This is a genomic window from Pseudomonas sp. NPDC089392 (assembly GCF_044749595.1).
In the GTDB taxonomy this organism is placed as follows: Bacteria; Pseudomonadota; Gammaproteobacteria; order Pseudomonadales; family Pseudomonadaceae; genus Aquipseudomonas.
The window spans coordinates 339,794-356,838 of sequence record NZ_JBIVIF010000003.1; the positions used below are offsets into that span (position 1 = coordinate 339,794).

The 17,045-nt window shown below is 63.3% G+C and carries 17 protein-coding genes and 1 pseudogene; 5 read left to right on the plus strand and 13 right to left on the minus strand.

Annotated elements, in window-relative coordinates; genetic code table 11:
• Positions 1-30 precede the first annotated feature (30 nt).
• Genes rbsD through ACIP1G_RS05265 form a run of 6 tightly spaced genes read right to left on the minus strand, consistent with a single transcriptional unit; the run spans position 31 to position 5,902 of the window.
• The gene (gene rbsD, locus ACIP1G_RS05240) at positions 31-429 is read right to left on the minus strand and encodes a D-ribose pyranase (protein ID WP_400734455.1); all 399 of its coding nucleotides are present in this window, start codon (positions 427-429) and stop codon (positions 31-33) included.
• A complete protein-coding gene (gene rbsK / locus ACIP1G_RS05245) occupies positions 426-1,334 on the minus strand; it encodes a ribokinase (protein ID WP_400734456.1) in 909 nt (302 codons plus the stop codon). The genes rbsD and rbsK overlap by 4 nt, the downstream gene beginning before the upstream one ends.
• Positions 1,335-1,349: 15 nt before the next feature.
• Positions 1,350-2,372, minus strand: a complete 1,023-nt coding sequence (locus ACIP1G_RS05250; protein WP_400734457.1) for a LacI family DNA-binding transcriptional regulator — start codon at positions 2,370-2,372, stop codon at positions 1,350-1,352.
• A 4-nt stretch (positions 2,373-2,376) separates the two neighbouring features.
• Positions 2,377-3,372 carry an ABC transporter permease gene (locus tag ACIP1G_RS05255; protein WP_400734458.1) on the minus strand — a complete coding sequence of 332 codons (996 nt, stop codon included), beginning with the start codon at positions 3,370-3,372 and terminating at the stop codon, positions 2,377-2,379.
• Positions 3,369-4,922 (minus strand): sugar ABC transporter ATP-binding protein, encoded by a 1,554-nt coding sequence (locus tag ACIP1G_RS05260; RefSeq protein ID WP_400734459.1) that lies wholly within the window; start codon positions 4,920-4,922, stop codon positions 3,369-3,371. The genes ACIP1G_RS05255 and ACIP1G_RS05260 overlap by 4 nt, the downstream gene beginning before the upstream one ends.
• Before the next feature lie 20 nt (positions 4,923-4,942).
• Positions 4,943-5,902, minus strand: a complete 960-nt coding sequence (locus tag ACIP1G_RS05265) for a sugar ABC transporter substrate-binding protein (protein ID WP_400734460.1) — start codon at positions 5,900-5,902, stop codon at positions 4,943-4,945.
• 400 nt (positions 5,903-6,302) lie between these two features.
• On the opposite strand from ACIP1G_RS05265, the gene ACIP1G_RS05270 reads away from it, so the two are divergent.
• Positions 6,303-7,391 (plus strand): asparaginase, encoded by a 1,089-nt coding sequence (locus tag ACIP1G_RS05270; protein ID WP_400734461.1) that lies wholly within the window; start codon positions 6,303-6,305, stop codon positions 7,389-7,391.
• Positions 7,392-7,499 (plus strand): annotated as a pseudogene (locus ACIP1G_RS05275) (VOC family protein); the annotation flags it as partial.
• Here ACIP1G_RS05275 and tnpA read toward each other — a convergent pair.
• The 6 genes from tnpA to nikA all read right to left on the minus strand — a co-directional run bounded on the left by tnpA (position 7,459) and on the right by nikA (position 12,963).
• On the minus strand, positions 7,459-7,797 hold the full coding sequence (tnpA, locus tag ACIP1G_RS05280) for an IS66-like element accessory protein TnpA (RefSeq protein ID WP_400734462.1): 339 nt from the start codon (positions 7,795-7,797) through the stop codon (positions 7,459-7,461). The pseudogene ACIP1G_RS05275 and the gene tnpA sit on opposite strands and share 41 nt — an antisense overlap.
• Before the next feature lie 223 nt (positions 7,798-8,020).
• Positions 8,021-8,836, minus strand: coding sequence for a nickel import ATP-binding protein NikE (nikE, locus tag ACIP1G_RS05285; RefSeq protein ID WP_400734463.1), 816 nt, complete (start codon positions 8,834-8,836; stop codon positions 8,021-8,023).
• The gene (gene nikD / locus ACIP1G_RS05290) at positions 8,833-9,603 is read right to left on the minus strand and encodes a nickel import ATP-binding protein NikD (RefSeq protein WP_400734464.1); all 771 of its coding nucleotides are present in this window, start codon (positions 9,601-9,603) and stop codon (positions 8,833-8,835) included. The genes nikE and nikD overlap by 4 nt, the downstream gene beginning before the upstream one ends.
• Positions 9,604-10,449, minus strand: a complete 846-nt coding sequence (nikC, locus tag ACIP1G_RS05295) for a nickel ABC transporter permease subunit NikC (RefSeq protein WP_400734466.1) — start codon at positions 10,447-10,449, stop codon at positions 9,604-9,606.
• Entirely contained in the window at positions 10,446-11,387 is a 942-nt protein-coding gene (gene nikB, locus ACIP1G_RS05300) for a nickel ABC transporter permease subunit NikB (protein ID WP_400734467.1), read from the minus strand. Before nikB ends, nikC begins: the two co-directional genes overlap by 4 nt.
• Before the next feature lies 1 nt (position 11,388).
• Positions 11,389-12,963, minus strand: coding sequence for a nickel ABC transporter substrate-binding protein (nikA, locus tag ACIP1G_RS05305; RefSeq protein ID WP_400734469.1), 1,575 nt, complete (start codon positions 12,961-12,963; stop codon positions 11,389-11,391).
• 87 nt (positions 12,964-13,050) lie between these two features.
• On the opposite strand from nikA, the gene nikR reads away from it, so the two are divergent.
• The gene (nikR, locus tag ACIP1G_RS05310; protein ID WP_400734471.1) at positions 13,051-13,455 is read left to right on the plus strand and encodes a nickel-responsive transcriptional regulator NikR; all 405 of its coding nucleotides are present in this window, start codon (positions 13,051-13,053) and stop codon (positions 13,453-13,455) included.
• 137 nt (positions 13,456-13,592) lie between these two features.
• Here the strand turns inward: nikR and ACIP1G_RS05315 are convergent, their stop codons facing one another.
• Complete coding sequence (locus ACIP1G_RS05315) at positions 13,593-14,618, minus strand: LysR family transcriptional regulator (RefSeq protein ID WP_400734473.1); 1,026 nt, start codon at positions 14,616-14,618, stop codon at positions 13,593-13,595.
• Positions 14,619-14,674: 56 nt separating this feature from the next.
• On the opposite strand from ACIP1G_RS05315, the gene ACIP1G_RS05320 reads away from it, so the two are divergent.
• Both ACIP1G_RS05320 and ACIP1G_RS05325 read left to right on the plus strand, forming a co-directional pair.
• Positions 14,675-15,034: a cupin domain-containing protein gene (locus ACIP1G_RS05320; RefSeq protein ID WP_400734475.1), complete on the plus strand. Its 360-nt coding sequence runs from the start codon at positions 14,675-14,677 to the stop codon at positions 15,032-15,034.
• 118 nt (positions 15,035-15,152) lie between these two features.
• Positions 15,153-16,940 carry a choline dehydrogenase gene (locus ACIP1G_RS05325; RefSeq protein WP_400734477.1) on the plus strand — a complete coding sequence of 596 codons (1,788 nt, stop codon included), beginning with the start codon at positions 15,153-15,155 and terminating at the stop codon, positions 16,938-16,940.
• Positions 16,941-17,045: the final 105 nt, after the last annotated feature.

A 17,045-nucleotide genomic window follows, 5' to 3' on the forward strand; every position in this document is an offset into this window, starting at 1 on the left:
GGGGGGCTCATCCGCCTACTGAACCGTGAGTCAGAACGTGACGCCGGAGATGAGGGCGATGTTGCTGTAGGGCTGGCACTCACCGGTACGCACTACCGCACGCGCACTGCGTGACAGCACTTTGAATTCCTCATGGCTCATCCATTCGCGCTTGCCCAGCTTGCCCTTCAAGCGCTCGATCTCGACCAGTGCTGGCGGCACCACCTTCTGCATCTCCTCAGCCAACACATGCCGCTCTACCTGCAACTCGCTTAGCACCACCCTCAACACGCTGGCAAAATCCGGCAGGCCTGGCGTAATCGCCAGGTCAATCAGCTCGACCCCCGGCGGCACCGGTAGCCCGGCATCGCCGATTACCAATATGTCGCCATGCCCCATGCCGGCAATGGTCCGCGACAAGGCAACGTTCAGTAGCGGGGTTTTCTTCATGGCGTAAGCTCCGCCAGGTAGGGAATCGACGGCTGCGCACCCGCGCGGGTGACCGACAAGGCAGCAGCGCGCTGGCCAAAGGCGATGGCCTCGCCCTCCTCCAGCCCACGCACCAGGCCAGCGGCAAAGCCACCAATGAAGGTGTCGCCGGCTGCCGTAGTGTCCAGCGGCTGCACCACAGGCGCCGGATAATGCTGATGGCCTTGGGCTGTGACCAGCAAGGCCCCTTGCGCACCCAGGGTGATGATCACTTTACCCGCCCCCAGCTGCAGCAAGCGCTCGCCAGCGCGCCGGGCACTGTCCTGGTCGGTCACTGGCACCCCGGTCAGGGTCTCAGCCTCGCTCTCGTTGGGCGTGAGGTAGTCAATGTGCGCAAACCAGTCCGCCGGCAAGGGGCCAGTGGCAGGCGCCGGGTTCAGGATCACTTGCTTGCCCAGCTCACGCCCCCTGGCCAGGGCCCAGGCCACGGTCTCGGCCGGCACCTCCAGCTGGCAGATGATCACCTCGGCCGCCTGCAGCAGCGCATCGAAGCGCTGCACCGACTGCGGCGTCAGCAGGCCATTGCCACCGGGGATGATGACAATGCAGTTCTGGCTGGCGGCATCCACGGTAATCAGGGCTATGCCGCTGGACACCCCCAGGCAGGTGCTGACCCCCTGGCAGTCGATACCCTCGACGTACAAGGCACGGTTCAGCTGCCGACCGTAATCATCGTCGCCCACATTACCGATCATTGCCACGCTGCCACCCAGCCTGGCCACCGCCACGGCCTGGTTGGCGCCCTTGCCACCCGGCACGGTGAAAAAACTTTCGCCGGGGAGCGTTTCGCCAGCCCGGGGCAAGCGCTGGGCGCGGGCCACCAGGTCCATATTGAGGCTACCGACCACCACGACCTTGGCATTCATGACGTTTCCTTAGCGTTAGCGGTAATCGTTGAACAGGTCCGGGCGCGGCCCGGTGGACTCGCGCAAGACAATGCGCGGGGCGACGATGCGTTGCTCCGCCGCGCCTTGCCGGGGCGTACCGATACGCGTCAGCAGCAGCGAGGCAGCGCTCTCGCCCAGCTCGCGGATCGACTGGCCCACCGTGGTCAGCGGCGGGTACACGTAGCGGCTGAGCTCGATGTCGTCGAAGCCGATCACCGACAGCTCGGCGGGTACATTGATGTTGCGTTCGGCGGCGGCGCGCAGCACGCCGAAACCGATCATGTCGTTGCCGGCGAAAATCGCCGTGGGCCGCTTGCCCTCCAGCACCTGCTCCGCGGCTGCATGGCCACCCGGGCTGGTGAAGTCGCAATGCAGTACCCGGTTGCTTTGCACCTGCGCCCCGGCCTCGGCCATGGCATGGCGGAAGCCGCTGAGGCGCAGCTGGGTCACCCCGGTTTTGGCAGGGCCGCCGATGTAGGCGATGTCACGATGGCCCAGCTCCAGCAAGTGCTGGGTGGCCAGGTAAGCGCCTTGCTCATGGTCAATGCGCACCAGGTCGGCATCGACGCCTTCCAGTTCGCGGTCGACGATGACCATCGGCGTGCGCACGCAAGCCAGGCTTTGCAGCAGGTCGCTGTCCTGGCCCACCGAGGCCACCACCAGGCCGTCGATGCGTTTTTCCAGCAGCACACGCAGGTAACTGCGCTGCTTCTGCGGGTTGTCGTCGGAGTTGCACAAAATCACGCAATAGCCGTTGCGCTCGCAGGCGTCTTCAATACCCCGCGCCAGCTCGGCAAAGTACGGGTTGACGCTGTTGGGCACCAGCAGGCCAATGGTGGCCGTGCTGCGTGCCTTCAGCGAGCGGGCCACGGCGCTGGGCACATAATCCAGCTCCAGGATGGCGGCTTCGACTTTCTGCCGCACTTGCTCGCTGACCGGTCGAGTCTTGTTCAGCACATGGGACACGGTGGTGTAGGAGATACCTGCCAGTGCTGCGACGTCTTTGATGGTTGCCATGTCTTCAGTTCCGCCGGCCTGCACGCCGGCTACGGTAAGTGTCGAGCACCACGGCGATGACGATCACCGCCCCGGTGATGATGCGTTTGGTCGGTTCACTGGCGCCGATCTGTGCCAGCCCGGCGGCCAATACGGAAATGATCAGTACGCCAAAGAAGGTGCTGATGACCGAGCCCCGCCCGCCCATCAGGCTGGTACCGCCAATCACCACGGCGGCGATCACCTGCAGCTCCAGGCCGGAGCCGGCGTTGGGGTCGGCCGCTTCCAGCCGCGAGATCTGGAACAGCGCGGCCAGGCCGGCTAACAACCCCATCAGGGCAAACACCAGCACCTTGTACGGGCGTGGGTCGATGCCGGCCAGGCGCACGGCCTCTTCGTTGGTGCCAATGCCGATCAGGTAGCGGCCGAATACCGTGCGGGTCAGTACCAGCTGGGCCAGCACGATCACCAGCAAGGCGATGATGAACGCCGGCGAGATGCCAAAGGCGACCGGGTCGGAGAACCAGGCATAGGCATCGCCGATATAGGCGGTGCGCGAGTCGGTGAACTGGTAGGCCAGGCCACGGGCCATTTCCAGCACGCCGAGCGAAACGATGAACGACGGGATGCGCCAGGCCACGGTGACGCCGCCGGTAATGCTGCCGGCCAGCGCGGCCACGGCCATGCCCAGCAGCGCCGAGGGCAGCACGCCCCAGCCCCAGCCGAGGATCGCTACGCTGACCGTCGACGCGGCCAGGGCCAGCACCGAGCCCACCGACAAGTCGATGCCGCCGATGATCAGCACGAAGGTCATGCCCACCGCCAGCACCATCAGGTCGGGGATCTGGTTGGCCAGGGTGCTGAAGGTGTTGTACGACCAGAAGTGGCTGCTGAGGAACGAGAACAGCACGATCATCGCCAATAACGCGCCGGCCAGGCCCAGGTAGGTGCCCAGGCCAAAATAGGTGCCACTGCGGCGCACGGCGGCGGCGCCTTGGCTGTCGAGCGGGGTGGTTTTCATGCGTCCATCCTGGGGGCTGCCTCATGCAGCAGTGCGTCACGTTTCTGATAACCGGCGAAGGCGGCGGCCAGCAACTGGTCCTGGCTCCAATGTTCGCGTTCGAAGGTGTCGATCAGGTGGCCGGCGGACAGCACGGCGATGCGGTCGCAGATCAGCATCAGCTCGCGCAGGTCGCTGGACACCACCACCAGCGCCTTGCCCCGGCGCGCCAATTCGGCCAGCAGGCCATAGATGTCGAACTTGGCGCCGACGTCGATGCCACGGGTGGGTTCGTCGAACAGCAGCACCTGGCAGTCGCGCTCCAGCCAGCGGCCGATCACCACCTTCTGCTGGTTGCCGCCAGACAGCTCGCCGACCACCTGCTGCGCGCCGGCACTGCGAATGCGCATGGCCTGAATCTGTCGCTCGGCCAAAGCCCTTTCGGCTTCGCCATCAAGCACGCCAGCCCGCGAAACGGCGCCGAGGTTGCCCAGGGCGATGTTGGCGCTGATCGACTGGGTCAACAGCAGGCCCTCGCCTTTGCGGTCTTCTGTAATCAGCGCAATACCGGCCCGCACGGCGGCCTTGGGCGAGTCGATGCTGACAGGTTGCGGCGGCAGGCCAAGCGCGATGCTGCCGCTGTCTGCGCGGTCGGCGCCATAGATAAGGCGCAACAGCTCGGTACGGCCGGCACCGATCAGGCCGGAGATGCCAAAGATCTCCCCTGCCCTGACCTCGAACGACACCTCGCGCACCTTGTCGCTGCGGCTGAGCTTGTCGACCTTGAGCAACGGCGCACCGATCTGCCGGCGCCCCAGGTCGATATGCTCACCCAACTCACGGCCGACCATCAGGTTGACCAGCTCGGCACTGCTATAACGCTGAATCGGCTCGTCGCACACCAGCTTGCCGTCGCGTAGCACAACGATGCGCTGGGCAACACGTTGCAATTCTTCCAGCCGGTGCGAGATGTAGACGATGGCCACCCCGCGCTCGCGCAGTCGCTCGATCTGGGTGAACAGCAATTCCACCTCGCGCGCGGTGAGCATGGCGGTGGGTTCATCAAAGATCAGTACATGGCAGTCGCCGATCAGGTTGCGGGCGATTTCGACCATCTGCTGATGGCCGATGCCCAGCTCGCCGACCGGGGTGTCCGGGTCGATGGCATCGAGGCCGACCTGGGCCATGGCGGCCGTGGCCAGTTGGCGCAGGCGCTTGTGGTTGATCCAGCCGAAGCGGCTGGGCAGGTTGTCGAAAAACAGGTTTTCCGCCACGGTCAGCGTCGGCAGCAGGTTCAGCTCCTGCATGACCATGCGCACGCCCAGGCGCTCGGCCTCGCTGCGGCTTGCGGGCGCGTACGCCTGGCCACGGTAGCTCATGTGCCCGGTGGTAGGGGTTTCCAGGCCGCTGATCAGCTTGGACAAGGTGCTCTTGCCTGCGCCGTTCTCACCGGTCAGGGCCAGCACTTCGCCGGCGCGCAGGGTCAGGCTGACCTCGCCCAGCACGGGCTGGGCATAGGTCTTGCCCAGGCCGCTGGCGGCTAGCACCACTTCATTGGCCGATGCAGGCATGGCCGTTTCTCCTGGCAGCGTCAGGGCTTTTTGGTGATGAGTTCGACCGGGGTCTGGATGACGTTGTCGGCATCCACGTCAGGCTTTTCGCCGTTGACCATTTTCAGTGCGGCCTGGATGCCGTACACCGCCTGCTGGCTGGCGGCCTGGTCGAGGGTGGCAAGCACGCGGCCATCGGCAAGCATTGGCTTGATGGCGTTGATGTTGTCGTAGCCCACCACCTGCACCTGGCCGGTCTTGCCAGCAGCGCGCACTGCCGATACGGCACCCAGGGCCATGCTGTCGTTGCCGGCCAGCAGGGCCTTCAGGTCGGGGTATTCGTTGAGCATGGAGGCGGCGACGGCGTTGCCTTTGTCGATTTCCCAGTTACCGCTTTGCACCGAGACGATCTTCATCTGCGCGGCGTTCATGGCGTCCTTGAAGCCGGCGGTGCGCTGTTGGGCATTGGTAGTGGTCGGCACGCCTTCGATGATGCCGACCTGGTCGCCGGCCTTGAGCTTCTCGTTGGCCAGGTAGTCGCCGACCAGGCGCGCGCCCTTGCGGTTGTCGGGGCCTACGAAGGGCACGCTGATGCCTTTGCTCTTGAGCAGTTCAGGGTCCAGGCGGTTGTCGATGTTGATCACCACCACGCCTTTGTCCATGGCCTTCTTCACCGCTGACACCAGCGCCTTGGAATCGGCCGGGGCAATCACCAGGGCCTTGGCGCCGGAATTGACCATCTGCTCGACGATGCGGATCTGTTCGCCGGTATCGGTCTCGTTCTTGATGCCGTTGGCGATCAGCTCGAATTGGTCGGTGTGGGCTTTCTGGTAATCCTTGGCGCCGTCTTCCATGGTGCGGAAGAACTCGTTGGCCAGCGACTTCATGACCAAGGCAACTTTGGGCTTGTCTTCGGCGTGGGCAGCCGACAACGGCAGGGCTAGTGAAAACGAGGAAACGACAGCGAGGGCCAGCAGACGACCGGGGAACGGCAGTTTCATGGACGATGACTCCGAATCTTATGTTTTTTGTCGGATCGCAAACGTTTGCGTTGCCTAACTATGGAAACAAGACCGGGGTTTGTCAAATGTGTTGGCTGATGTAGGCCAAAGACTGCTGGTGCCGATTATCCAGATTTTTTCCGAAAAGCCGAACACCTTTTCCTATGCTTGTTCGGAATTTCGAATGGAATACTCCCCTTGTAGAGCGGCCTTGCGTCGCGATGGGCTGCATAGCGGCCCCGGGGATGTGTGCTATGGCGCCGATTTCTGGGGGCGCTACGCACCCCTTTCGCGACGCAAGGCCGCTCCTACAGAAGCAGTACGCGCAAGCTGGTATGAAAGATGCTTTCAAGCCTGTGCGATTCAAAAATCATCTCACTAGGAAGAGAGAATAATAACGATGAATGCCGCACTCAAAACCTTCGCCCCCAGCGCACTCGCATTGCTGCTGATCCTGCCCACCACTGCCTCGGCCAAAGAAGCCGAAACCCAGCAGAAGCTGGCCAACGTGGTCATCCTTGCCACCGGCGGTACCATTGCCGGTGCCGGCGCCAGCGCCGCCAACAGCGCCACCTACCAGGCCGCCAAGCTGGGCGTCGACAAGCTGATCGCCGGCGTGCCGGAACTGGCGGACATTGCCAACGTACGCGGCGAGCAGGTGATGCAGATCGCCTCTGAAAGTATCTCCAACGACGACTTGCTGAAGCTGGGCAAACGCGTCGCCGAACTGGCCGAGAGCAAGGATGTCGACGGCATCGTCATCACCCACGGCACCGACACCCTGGAAGAAACCGCCTACTTCCTCAACCTGGTAGAGAAGACCGACAAGCCGATCGTGGTGGTCGGCTCGATGCGCCCAGGCACCGCCATGTCGGCCGACGGCATGCTCAACCTGTACAACGCCGTGGCCGTAGCCGGCGACAAGCAGTCGCGGGGCAAGGGCGTGCTGGTGACCATGAACGACGAGATCCAGTCCGGCCGTGACGTAAGCAAGTCGGTCAACATCAAGACCGAAGCTTTCAAGAGCGCCTGGGGCCCGATGGGCATGGTGGTGGAAGGCAAGTCGTACTGGTTCCGCCTGCCGGCCAAGCGCCACACGGTCAATTCCGAGTTCGACATCAAGCAGATCAGCAGCCTGCCGCAGGTGGACATCGCCTATGGCTATGGCAACGTCACCGACACCGCCTACAAGGCGCTGGCACAGAATGGCGCCAAGGCGCTGATCCATGCCGGTACCGGCAACGGTTCGGTGTCGTCGCGGGTAGTGCCGGCGCTGCAGGAACTGCGCAAGAACGGCGTGCAGATCATTCGCTCGTCGCACGTCAACCAGGGTGGTTTCGTGCTGCGTAACGCCGAACAGCCGGACGACAAGAACGACTGGGTCGTGGCCCATGACCTGAACCCGCAGAAGGCGCGGATTCTGGCGATGGTGGCAATGACCAAGACCCAGGACAGCAAGGAGCTGCAGCGGATCTTCTGGGAGTACTGATCTCCACTTGGGATAACTGCGCGGCTGAACTATGACGGCAAGGACGGGCCACCTGGCCACCCGGATCTCAAGGGCTTTGGTGCCAACGGTCGGATGTTTTTCTGGCTAATTGCGCACAACCCTCGGGATCCGAGGCTGGCCATTTCACCGTAATCACTTGCCCGGCCACGGGCAACTCGATGATCACTGACGCTTCGACTGGCCGTCTAGGTGCGGCTTTTAGCGGGACGAAAGCCGGTAGTGAAGCCGCTGCGGGCTGATCTCGATAGAGCGGCAGCCATTTGCGGATGACATTGGCATTGATGCCGTGGCTGATGGCGACACTGGACACGGTTGCGCCAGGTTGCAGGCATTCCTGAACGACCTGGGCTTTGAACGGTTTCGGATAAGAGCTTCGTTGGCGCATGGAAACCCTGGCGATAAGGGTGATCGCGTCCGCTTAAAAATACGCGGACACCATCGCCCTTAATGCTGGAGTTCGGAACGTGAGTTCGCCGGACGCTTACAAAGAATCGGTATCGTGAGTGCTACGCGCACACTATGGGCTTCGCCAGCCATTGTGGGTCGTTCACAGCCGATCTGAACTTGCCTATCCCGCCCAGATGGGTGGTGATGAATGCATCAATTGTTCAGGCGAAAGACCTATTGGGCCGAACGCTGGTCTTTACCGGGCGCTCAGGCAACACTGCCGCTTGCAATTGCTGCCCCACGGGGTGATCGAACGACAGGTCACCGTTCACTGCGCGGTCTTCGACAATGCGCCCCGCATCGAGCACCACGACCCGTTGACAGAAATAACGCACCAGGCTCAAGTCGTGAGTGATCAGCAGGAAGGCTGTGCCGCTTTCGCGACGCAGTGCTTCAAGGCGTTGCAGCAGTTGCAATTGCAGCACACGATCGAGGTTCGATAACGCCTCGTCGAGCACCACCAGCTTCGGTGAAATCACCAGTGCCCTGGCGATGCTTGCCCGTTGCAGCTGGCCGCCGCTGAGTTGCTGCGGCAGGCGCTCGGCATGCTCGGCGCGCAGGCCCATTTGCTCCAGTAATTCAACGGCCCTTGTATGCCGGGCTGCCTGATCCAGATCGGTCAAGTGGCGCAATGGCTCGGCAATGCTCCAGCCGATGCTGCGCTGCGGATTGAATGCCCCCGGCGCGTCCTGGAACACCAACTGCACGGTGCGTTGGAAGGCACGCGCTGATTCGCCTCGTAGTTGGCTGACCGCTTGTCCAGCGTAGGTCACCTGGCCTTGGCTCGGTGCTTCCAGCCCAAGCAGCAGACGAGCAAGAGTGCTTTTGCCGCTGCCGCTGCTGCCCAGCAGGCCGACCGACTGACCTGGCTCAAGCCTCAGGTCCAGACTGTCGAGGACTTGCAACCAGCCACGTTTGTGCAGAAGTCCGCCCGTGCGGTAGCGGTGGCTCACCTGTTGGACATGCAGCAGACTCATGGTTGGCTCCCGCAGAGGATTTGATGGGCTTCAAGCAGCGTGCGCGCGGTGGTGCTGATGGGATGGGTGAACAGTGAATGCACCGGTTGCTGCTCGACGATACGCCCAGCCTCCATCACCGCGACCTGCTCGGCACAGCGTGCGACTACGCCCATGTCATGGGTCACCAGCAGCACGCCCAGGCCCTGCCGTTCAACCAGCTCCATGAGCAGATCGAGAAAGCGTGCCTGGCTCAACAGGTCCAGGTCGCTGGTAGATTCGTCAGCCAGCAGAAATGGCGTCTCGGCCATTAGTGCCAGGGCTATCATCATGCGCTGGAGCATGCCGCCACTGAGCTGGAAGGCAAATGACTGGAGTACCCGGTTGTGCTCCTTCAGGCCTACGACTTCCAGGCAGTGGGCCATGCGCTCACGGGCAGCGGCACCGGTCATGCCGCGCTGGCGTAGCGTTTCCAGGCCGTGGCTGGCCATGTCGCGTACCGGGTTGAACGCACTGCGCGGGTTTTGCAGGACCAGGCTAGCCAGGCGACCGCGCACCTGGGTGGCGCTCAACGGTTGGCCGTCGAGCAGCAACTGCCCGTTTGTGCGCACAACACCCGCAGGTAACAGGTCAAGCATGCCCAGGCAGCTCAGCGATTTGCCTGAACCGCTGGCCCCAACTAAGGCGCTGACTTTACCGCGATGCAGTTGCAGATCCACGCCATGCACCAGCGCACCGGTATTGGCTTCGATACGCAGGTCACGCACTTCAAGGGTCGATGGGCTCATCTAGTGGCGCTCCCGGGTTGGGTCGAGGCGGTCACGCAGCGCATCGCCCAGCAGATTGAAGGCCATCACCGAGAAAAAGATCATCAGCCCCGGCAGCAGCAGCAGGTGTGGGTACGTCCAAATGAACTCCTTGGCATCGTTGATCATCACGCCCCACTCGGCGGTTGGCGGTGTCACGCCCAGGCCAAGGAAGGACAGGCCCGAGACGTGCAGCATCATGTGGCCGATGTCCATGGTCGCCAGCACCAGCAGGGGACCGGCGATGTTCGGTAGCACGTGCTGGCGCAAACGGGTCCAGCGCGAGGCACCGGCCAGCCGTGAAGCCAGCACGTACTCGCGACCACGCTGGGCAATCACCATGCCGCGCACCATGCGCGCGTACCAGGCCCAGTGCGAGAGGGCGATGGCGATGATGACGTTGGTCAGGCCGGTACCCAGCAGGGTGACGAAGAAGAACGCCAGCACCAAGGTCGGGAATGTCATGAACATGTCGCACAGACGCATCAGCAGCAGGTCGGTGCGCCCGCCGACAAAGCCCGCGAGGCCACCCACGGCAAGCCCAAGGGCCAGCACCAGCGCCAGGGTCAGCATCACGCTGCCCAGCGACAGCCGGGTGCCGACGATCAAGCGTGAGAGCAGGTCGCGCCCCAGGTGATCGCTGCCCAGCCAGTGGCTGGCGTCGGGAGGCATCAGGCGTTGGCTGAGGTCGACCAGGTCGGGGTCGTGCGGGGCCAGCCAAGAACCAAACACTGCCAGTACAACCAGCAGCCCAACCAGGACCAGGCCTAGAATCAGGCCAGCATGGCCAGCAAACGCCGGCCGACGAATCGTCGCGAGAACGGTCATGCGCTTGCGCCCTCCAGGCGGCTGCGTGGGTCGAGCCAGGCGTAGCACACGTCCACCAGCAGGTTGCAAACCATCAGCAGGCCGGTCAGCAGCAGCGTGAAACACTGCATCACCGGGAAATCGCGGTTGAGCACCGCCGAAACGGCGAAACGACCCACGCCAGGCCAGGCAAAGATGGTTTCGATCACCAGCGCACCACCGATCAGTTCGCCTACGTGCATGCCGGTGGCCGTGACAAAGGGCAGCCAGGCGTTACGCAGGACATGGTCACGCCACACCAGGCGCTCGGGCAGGCCGCGGGCGCGGGCGAAGAGGACATGGCGTTGGCCGCTGACTTCAAGCAGGCTGGCGCGCAGCAGGCGAGCATTGATCGACATCGACATCAGAGCGATGGCCAGCACCGGCATCACCAGATGCCCGGCCGTACCGCGCCCGAGCGGCGGCAGCCAGCCCAGCCACAGCGAGAATAGTGCGATCAGCAGGAACGCCAGCCAGAAGTTGGGCATCGACACACCAAGAAAGGTAACCGCCCGCACCGCATGGTCGGGCCAGCGCCCCTGCCAGCGTGCGGCCAACAGCCCCAGAGGAATCGACAGCAACAGGGTACAGGCCAGTGCCAGCCCGCCCAGCTGAAGGGTCGCAGGCAGGTAGTACAACAGGTCATCCAGTACCGGCCGACCGGTCAGATAGGAAATCCCGAAGTCCAGGTGCAGGGCCTTCCACAGCCATGTCAGGTACTGCGCGTACAAGGGGCGATCCAGGCCCAGGGCGTGGCGGACTTCGGCGATGGCGGCGTCGGTTGGCGGGATATGCGACAGGCGCAGGTAATCCAGCGCCGGGTCGGTGCTGCCCAGGTGCAGCAATACAAACACCAGCAATGACACACCGAGCATCACCGGCATCAGCAGTATCAGGCGCAGCAGAATGTAGCGCAGCATGTCAGCGGTCCTGCTTCGGCGTCATGGCCTCGAACGGCACATCGAACAAGGTGCTTCCGAACTCGACCTGAGCGATCGAATCACGGCGTACGCTAATGGCGGTAAGGTGCGAGATGGGCAGGTATACCGCTTGCTCATGCAGTGTGTTCAAGATAAAGCGGTACTGCTCAGCGCGTTGTTGCTCGTCGGTGCTTGCCAGCACCTCGCCAATACGGCGGTCCAGCTCGTCCTTGATCGCCAGTCCACGCTGGGCCATGTAGTCGGCGTGGCCGGCATAGCGCATGGAGCTGACGAACGAGTGGGGGTCGTAGGGGGCGCCCCAGGTGTCGGCGAAGATCATGCCGAAATCGCCGTCGCGCTGCCGGCGTACCAACGCACCTTCCTCCACGGCACGCAGCGCGATCTGGATGCCGACCTTGGCCAGTTCGCCTTGCAGCACTTCGGCGAGGCTTTTCTGCAAGGCGCTGGTACCAAGGAACACCAGTTCGATTGAAAGCGGCTCGCCGGCCTTACTGCGCACACTGGCTCCGGGTGCGAGGGTCCAGCCGGCGGAGTCCAGCATCTGCTTCGCCTGGGCAGGATCGTACGGATAAGGTTTCAGTCCAATATCGGCATACGGCATGTTGCTGGCGAACAAGGCATCAGCCCTGGGTTCCAGGCCGTAGAGGATCTTGTCGATAATTGCCTGCTTGTCCACCGCCTCATTGATCGCCTGGCGCACAGCCAGGTCGCGAGTAGCGCCAAGGCCTGTGTTCATGGCCAGCGTTCGTGTGGCCAGCGGCGCTGAAAGTGCGGTGGCGTAGCCCTGGTCACGCAGGCGGACGAATGTGCCTGCGGTGATTTCGCCGGCGGCCCCCTGGATCAGCTCGACTTCTCCGGCTTGTAGGGCCAAGGCGCGGCTGTTGGGGTCGGGAATGACCTTTAGCATAACTTCGTCGTAGGCCGGCTTTGGCCCCCAGTACAAGGGGTTGCGGACGAAACGATCGAATTCGCCCAGGCGCGACTCGGCGCGCATCCATGGCCCGGTACCGACGGGCTGGCCGGGCTTGGCGGCAGGAGCACCGAAGCGCAGCGGGCGGACCTGGGCCAGCTCCATCAGGGTCGGGTAATAAGGATGCTTGAGCACCAGGCGCAAGGTTAGGCGATCGGGGGCTTCTACGTGATCAAGCGTGGTGACCAGCTCCATCCAGCGGTGGCGTTGGCTGTTGGCCAGGACAGCGTCCAGGTTGGCCTTGGCGGCCGCAGCGTCGAACAGCGTACCATCGCTGAAGCGTACGCCGTCGCGTAGGGTGAATGTGTAGGTCTTGCCGTCTTCGGAGACCTTCCAGCCCGTGGCCAGCCACGGCTCCACGGAGCCTGTGTGGGTATAGCGCACCAGAGGTTCGTAAACCATGGCCTGGGCGTACATCTGGTTGGGTGAATAACCGCGAGGATCAAGGGGGCCGGCGTTGACGGGCCAGGAGTACACCAGTGTCGGACCTGGCTGACCAGTGTCTGCGGCCTGAGCGAAGGCACTCGCCACTAGGAGAATAATGCCCCACAGGGCGGGCTTTCGTTTACCAGGCTGCTGCCTCACACTGCGTCCCCCACTTCAACGGAGGCCGTAGGCTAAAGAGTGGTGGGTATGATGTCTATTCAAAATCATCTTACCGGAAGTTACAAAATGCAACGGATCACCATCACGCTGGACGAAGAGCTGCTCGATCTCATCGATCGGCGGGTGGACGCGCAGGGATACCAAGGACGGTCCGAGGCCATTCGCGACATGCTGCGCAACGGCCTGCGCGAGGCAGAGCCCTTGCCGGATGATGCCCCGTGCGTGGCGGTGGTCAGCTACCTGTATGACCACGCGACCCGCGAACTCCCCAAGCGCCTAAACCAGACATTGCATGCCAACCATGAGCTGACTCGCTCGACACTGCACGTGCATCTGGATGCGGGCCATTGCCTGGAAGTCTCGGTACTTCAAGGCCCAAGTGGCCCCATCGGCAAGCTGTCTCGTCAGTTGATGGTCGAGCGGGGCGTCGAGCATGGGCAGGTGCAAGTGATCCCGGCTCCATCAGGCTAAGCGCCACCCCGGGCTTGAGCCAGGTCGACGGGGCTGTCGGCGTTGTTCTGGTTAGCCATTTCGCAGTTGTGCGGTTTTTCACGGCATGTCCTTACGGTTTTACAGTGACCGCAATGGGTCGATAGCAGCCCTGACCGCTAACGCCCCATAGCACAAATCCCGTGACGTTCCATGACCTGAATGCCCTGTTCTGTCAGCGTTTGGCGCACACCCACTTGGTAGCTTTCTATCGCGCCACGCAGCCAGATTTCAAACTTCTGGCTCGCGGGGGAACTTGGCCTTTTGGGTTTGAAGAGTGTGTAGTTCTGCGCGCTAACCAGGCCGAGTGGGTAGGGCACGATCAGCTCACCTCCGCGAATGGCAGGCATAGCCAGGAAGCTGTCGCCGATGGTTAGCCCCCCCCCAGATGCCGCGACGGACAGGCACAGGGTGGTTTCGTTGAACATCGTCTGATGGCGTCGTACGCCGCCGGGGTCGAGCCGGGTCAGGGTGCACCATTCCTCCCAGATGTCGTAGTTGGCATCGATCAGGTACGGCGCATCGCAAGGCTTGCGGCCTTCGCCTAGGTAGGTCTGGGCGAAGTCGCGGGTGCAGACCAGCAGATCGATCCAGCGGCACAGCTCGGACGCTTCCAGCCCGCCACCGACCTTGGCGCCATGCATGCCATAGAAAATACGGAAGTCGAAATCCTCGTCGAGGCGGAAGGTCGCGTTTTTCTCCGCGGTGATCTCCACGGATATTCCAGGGTTGGCGACCAGGAATTTTCCGACCTGGCCGGCCAGCCAGCTCGAGGCGAAGTCACGGCATACCAGCACCCTCAGCTGTTCGCCCTGGCGTGCCCGGCGACTGATGGTATCGGTGGTCAGCTGGATCAGCTCGAAGGCTTGTTGCAGGGCCACGAACAGCTCGCGACCGGCCGGTGTCAGGCGGATCACATTGCCGGTACGCAGCAGCAGAGGGCAACCCATATCGCTCTCCAGTTGCGCAACCTGCTTGGACACCGCAGGGCGTGTGACATGCAGCTCTTGTGCGGCGCACGAGATGCTGTTGAGCCGGGCAACGGCCTCGAAGGCTCGTAGCGCGGTCAGGGACTGGTGCTTTCTCAAGGGGGAGGCTCCGTAACCTGAGGTGACGCAGGCAGAAATCTTGTCACTTGTCTGCATGGAAGCCCGACCCTAGCCTTACTGTCAATCTCAACACGCAAATCCGAGGCTCCAACATGCTCCTTCCGATCCGTTTTTCTTCCACTGGTCCCGCGGGCTGGCAGCAATTGCCGAACCAAGCCCTTGAACATGCCGAGCTCATCGAAGGCCGGCCGATGGGCCTTGACCATGCCTACTTCAGCCGTGGCGAACCGCCGGTGAAATCGGGTATCTGGCGCTGCGAGCCGTATACCGAGCGCTACGAAAGCTACCCGGCCGACGAGTTCATGGTGGTGCTGGAGGGAGAGGTCACGCTGGAGGCGGAAGGCTTCTGCGAAACCTATATCCCAGGAGATTCCTTCTTGGTGCCCAAGGGCTTTCGTGGCACCTGGCGCCAACCAGTACCGATGCTCAAGTTCTACGTGATCGTCGGCTAGCCAGCCCAGGCCACGCCGCCACGCCTTCAACCCAATCCAGACCCCGAGCCTTGGGCCGGCACTGCCGCGCGAGGTGGGTGGGTCTGTCTCCAGCTATACGACGGTGGGGATCAGTACAATGTCGACTCCTGAGCAAACAGCGTTTTCCAGCCCGCACGACGAAGGACGCTATGACTACATCATCGTGGGCGCCGGCGCCGCCGGCTGCGTGTTGGCCAATCGCCTTGGCGAAGACCCTGGTGTGCGGATACTGGTCATCGAAGCCGGTGGCAGTGACAACTCGGTCATCGTGTCGATGCCCGCCGCGCTATCGATCCCAATGAACACCAAGCGCTTCAACTGGGGCATGAAGACCGAGCCGGAACCTGGCCTGGATGGCCGACAGGTGAACCTGCCCCGTGGCAGGGGGCTGGGCGGCTCCTCTTCGATCAACGGGATGTGCTGGGTGCGCGGCAACCCGATGGATTACGAACTGTGGGAAGCGCTGGGGGCCGAGGGCTGGCGCTGGTCGAATGTGCTTCCTTACTTCCAGCGCCTGGAAAATGTCGAGGGCGGTGGGCTCCTGCGCGGGACCCAGGGGCCGATGCGCATCAGCCGGGGGCTTCAGACCAACCCGCTCTACCAGGCCTTCGTCGAAGCCGGCAACGAGGCGGGCTACGCCGTCAGCGACAACATGAACAGTCGCCAGCACGAGGGCTTCGGCCCGATGGAGATGAACGTCGGCGACGGACGCCGCATGAGCGCTGCGCGTGCCTATCTGCGGCCTGCCATCGCCCGCGGCAATGTGCGTGTGATCAAGGGCGGCCTGGTCGACCGGGTGATGTTCGTAGGCCAGCGCGCCAGTGGCGTGCTGTTCTCGGTGGCCGGCAAGCCCGCCAGGGCCATGGCCACGCGGGAGGTGATTCTGTCGGCGGGCGCCATCATGTCCCCGGTGATCCTCAAGCGCTCAGGCATCGGCCCGGCGCAGGAGCTGGCGCAGCATGGCATTGCGGTGATCCACGACGCGCCTGAAGTGGGCGAGAACCTGATGGACCACATGGAACTCTACCTGCAAATGGAGTGCACCCAGCCGGTCAGCCTGTTCCCCACCCAGAGCCTGCTGGGCAAGGCCAGGATCGGGATCGAGTGGCTCGCCACCCGGCGCGGGCTCGGGGCGACCAACCACTTCGAGAGCGGCGGACATATTCGCAGCCGGGCGGGCATCGTTTATCCGGACATCCAGTTTCACTTCCTTCCGTTGGCCATCTCCTATGATGGGCAGACGCTCGCCAAAGGGCATGGTTTCCAGGTGCATGTGGGCACCAAGCGCTCCAAGAGCCGGGGTTGGGTCAGGCTGCGTGACGCCCACCCGCAGAGCCTGCCGCGGGTACGCTTCAATTACATGACCCATGCCGATGATTGGACGGAGTTCAGGGCGTGCGTGCGCCTGACACGGGAGATCTTCGCCCAGCCGGCCTTCGCGCCCTATCGGGGCAGGGAACTGGCGCCGGGCGCGGCGGTGCAGGACGATGCCGCCATCGATGTGTTTCTCAAGCAGAAGCTTGAAAGCGCCTACCACCCTTGCGGTACCTGCCGCATGGGCAGCGACGCCGCCGCGGTGACCTTCCCGGATGGCCGGGTACGCGGGGTCGACGGACTGCGTGTGGTGGACGCCTCGCTGATGCCGGCAGCCACCGCTGGCGACTTGCAGGCACCCACCCTGGTGCTGGCCGAGCGATTGTCCGACCTGATCCGCGGTCGTCACCTGCCGGAGGCGCAAGGGGCCGTGTTGTTGGCCGATCCGCAATGGGCCACCCGGCAGCGCGGGCCTGATATCTCCCGCGATTATGCCCGTGAACGCGACCGGTTGGCCGCCGCGCTTCTGGCCAATGCCAAGGGCCAACCGCTGCCGATGGGCGCCGGTTGAGTCAAAGCACCTGGCCCACTACCGCCATCGACCTGTGAGGAAGACCAACGAGCGCTCCATAAATGCAGCATCAATGATGCAACCCCTGATCAATCTCACCTAGGA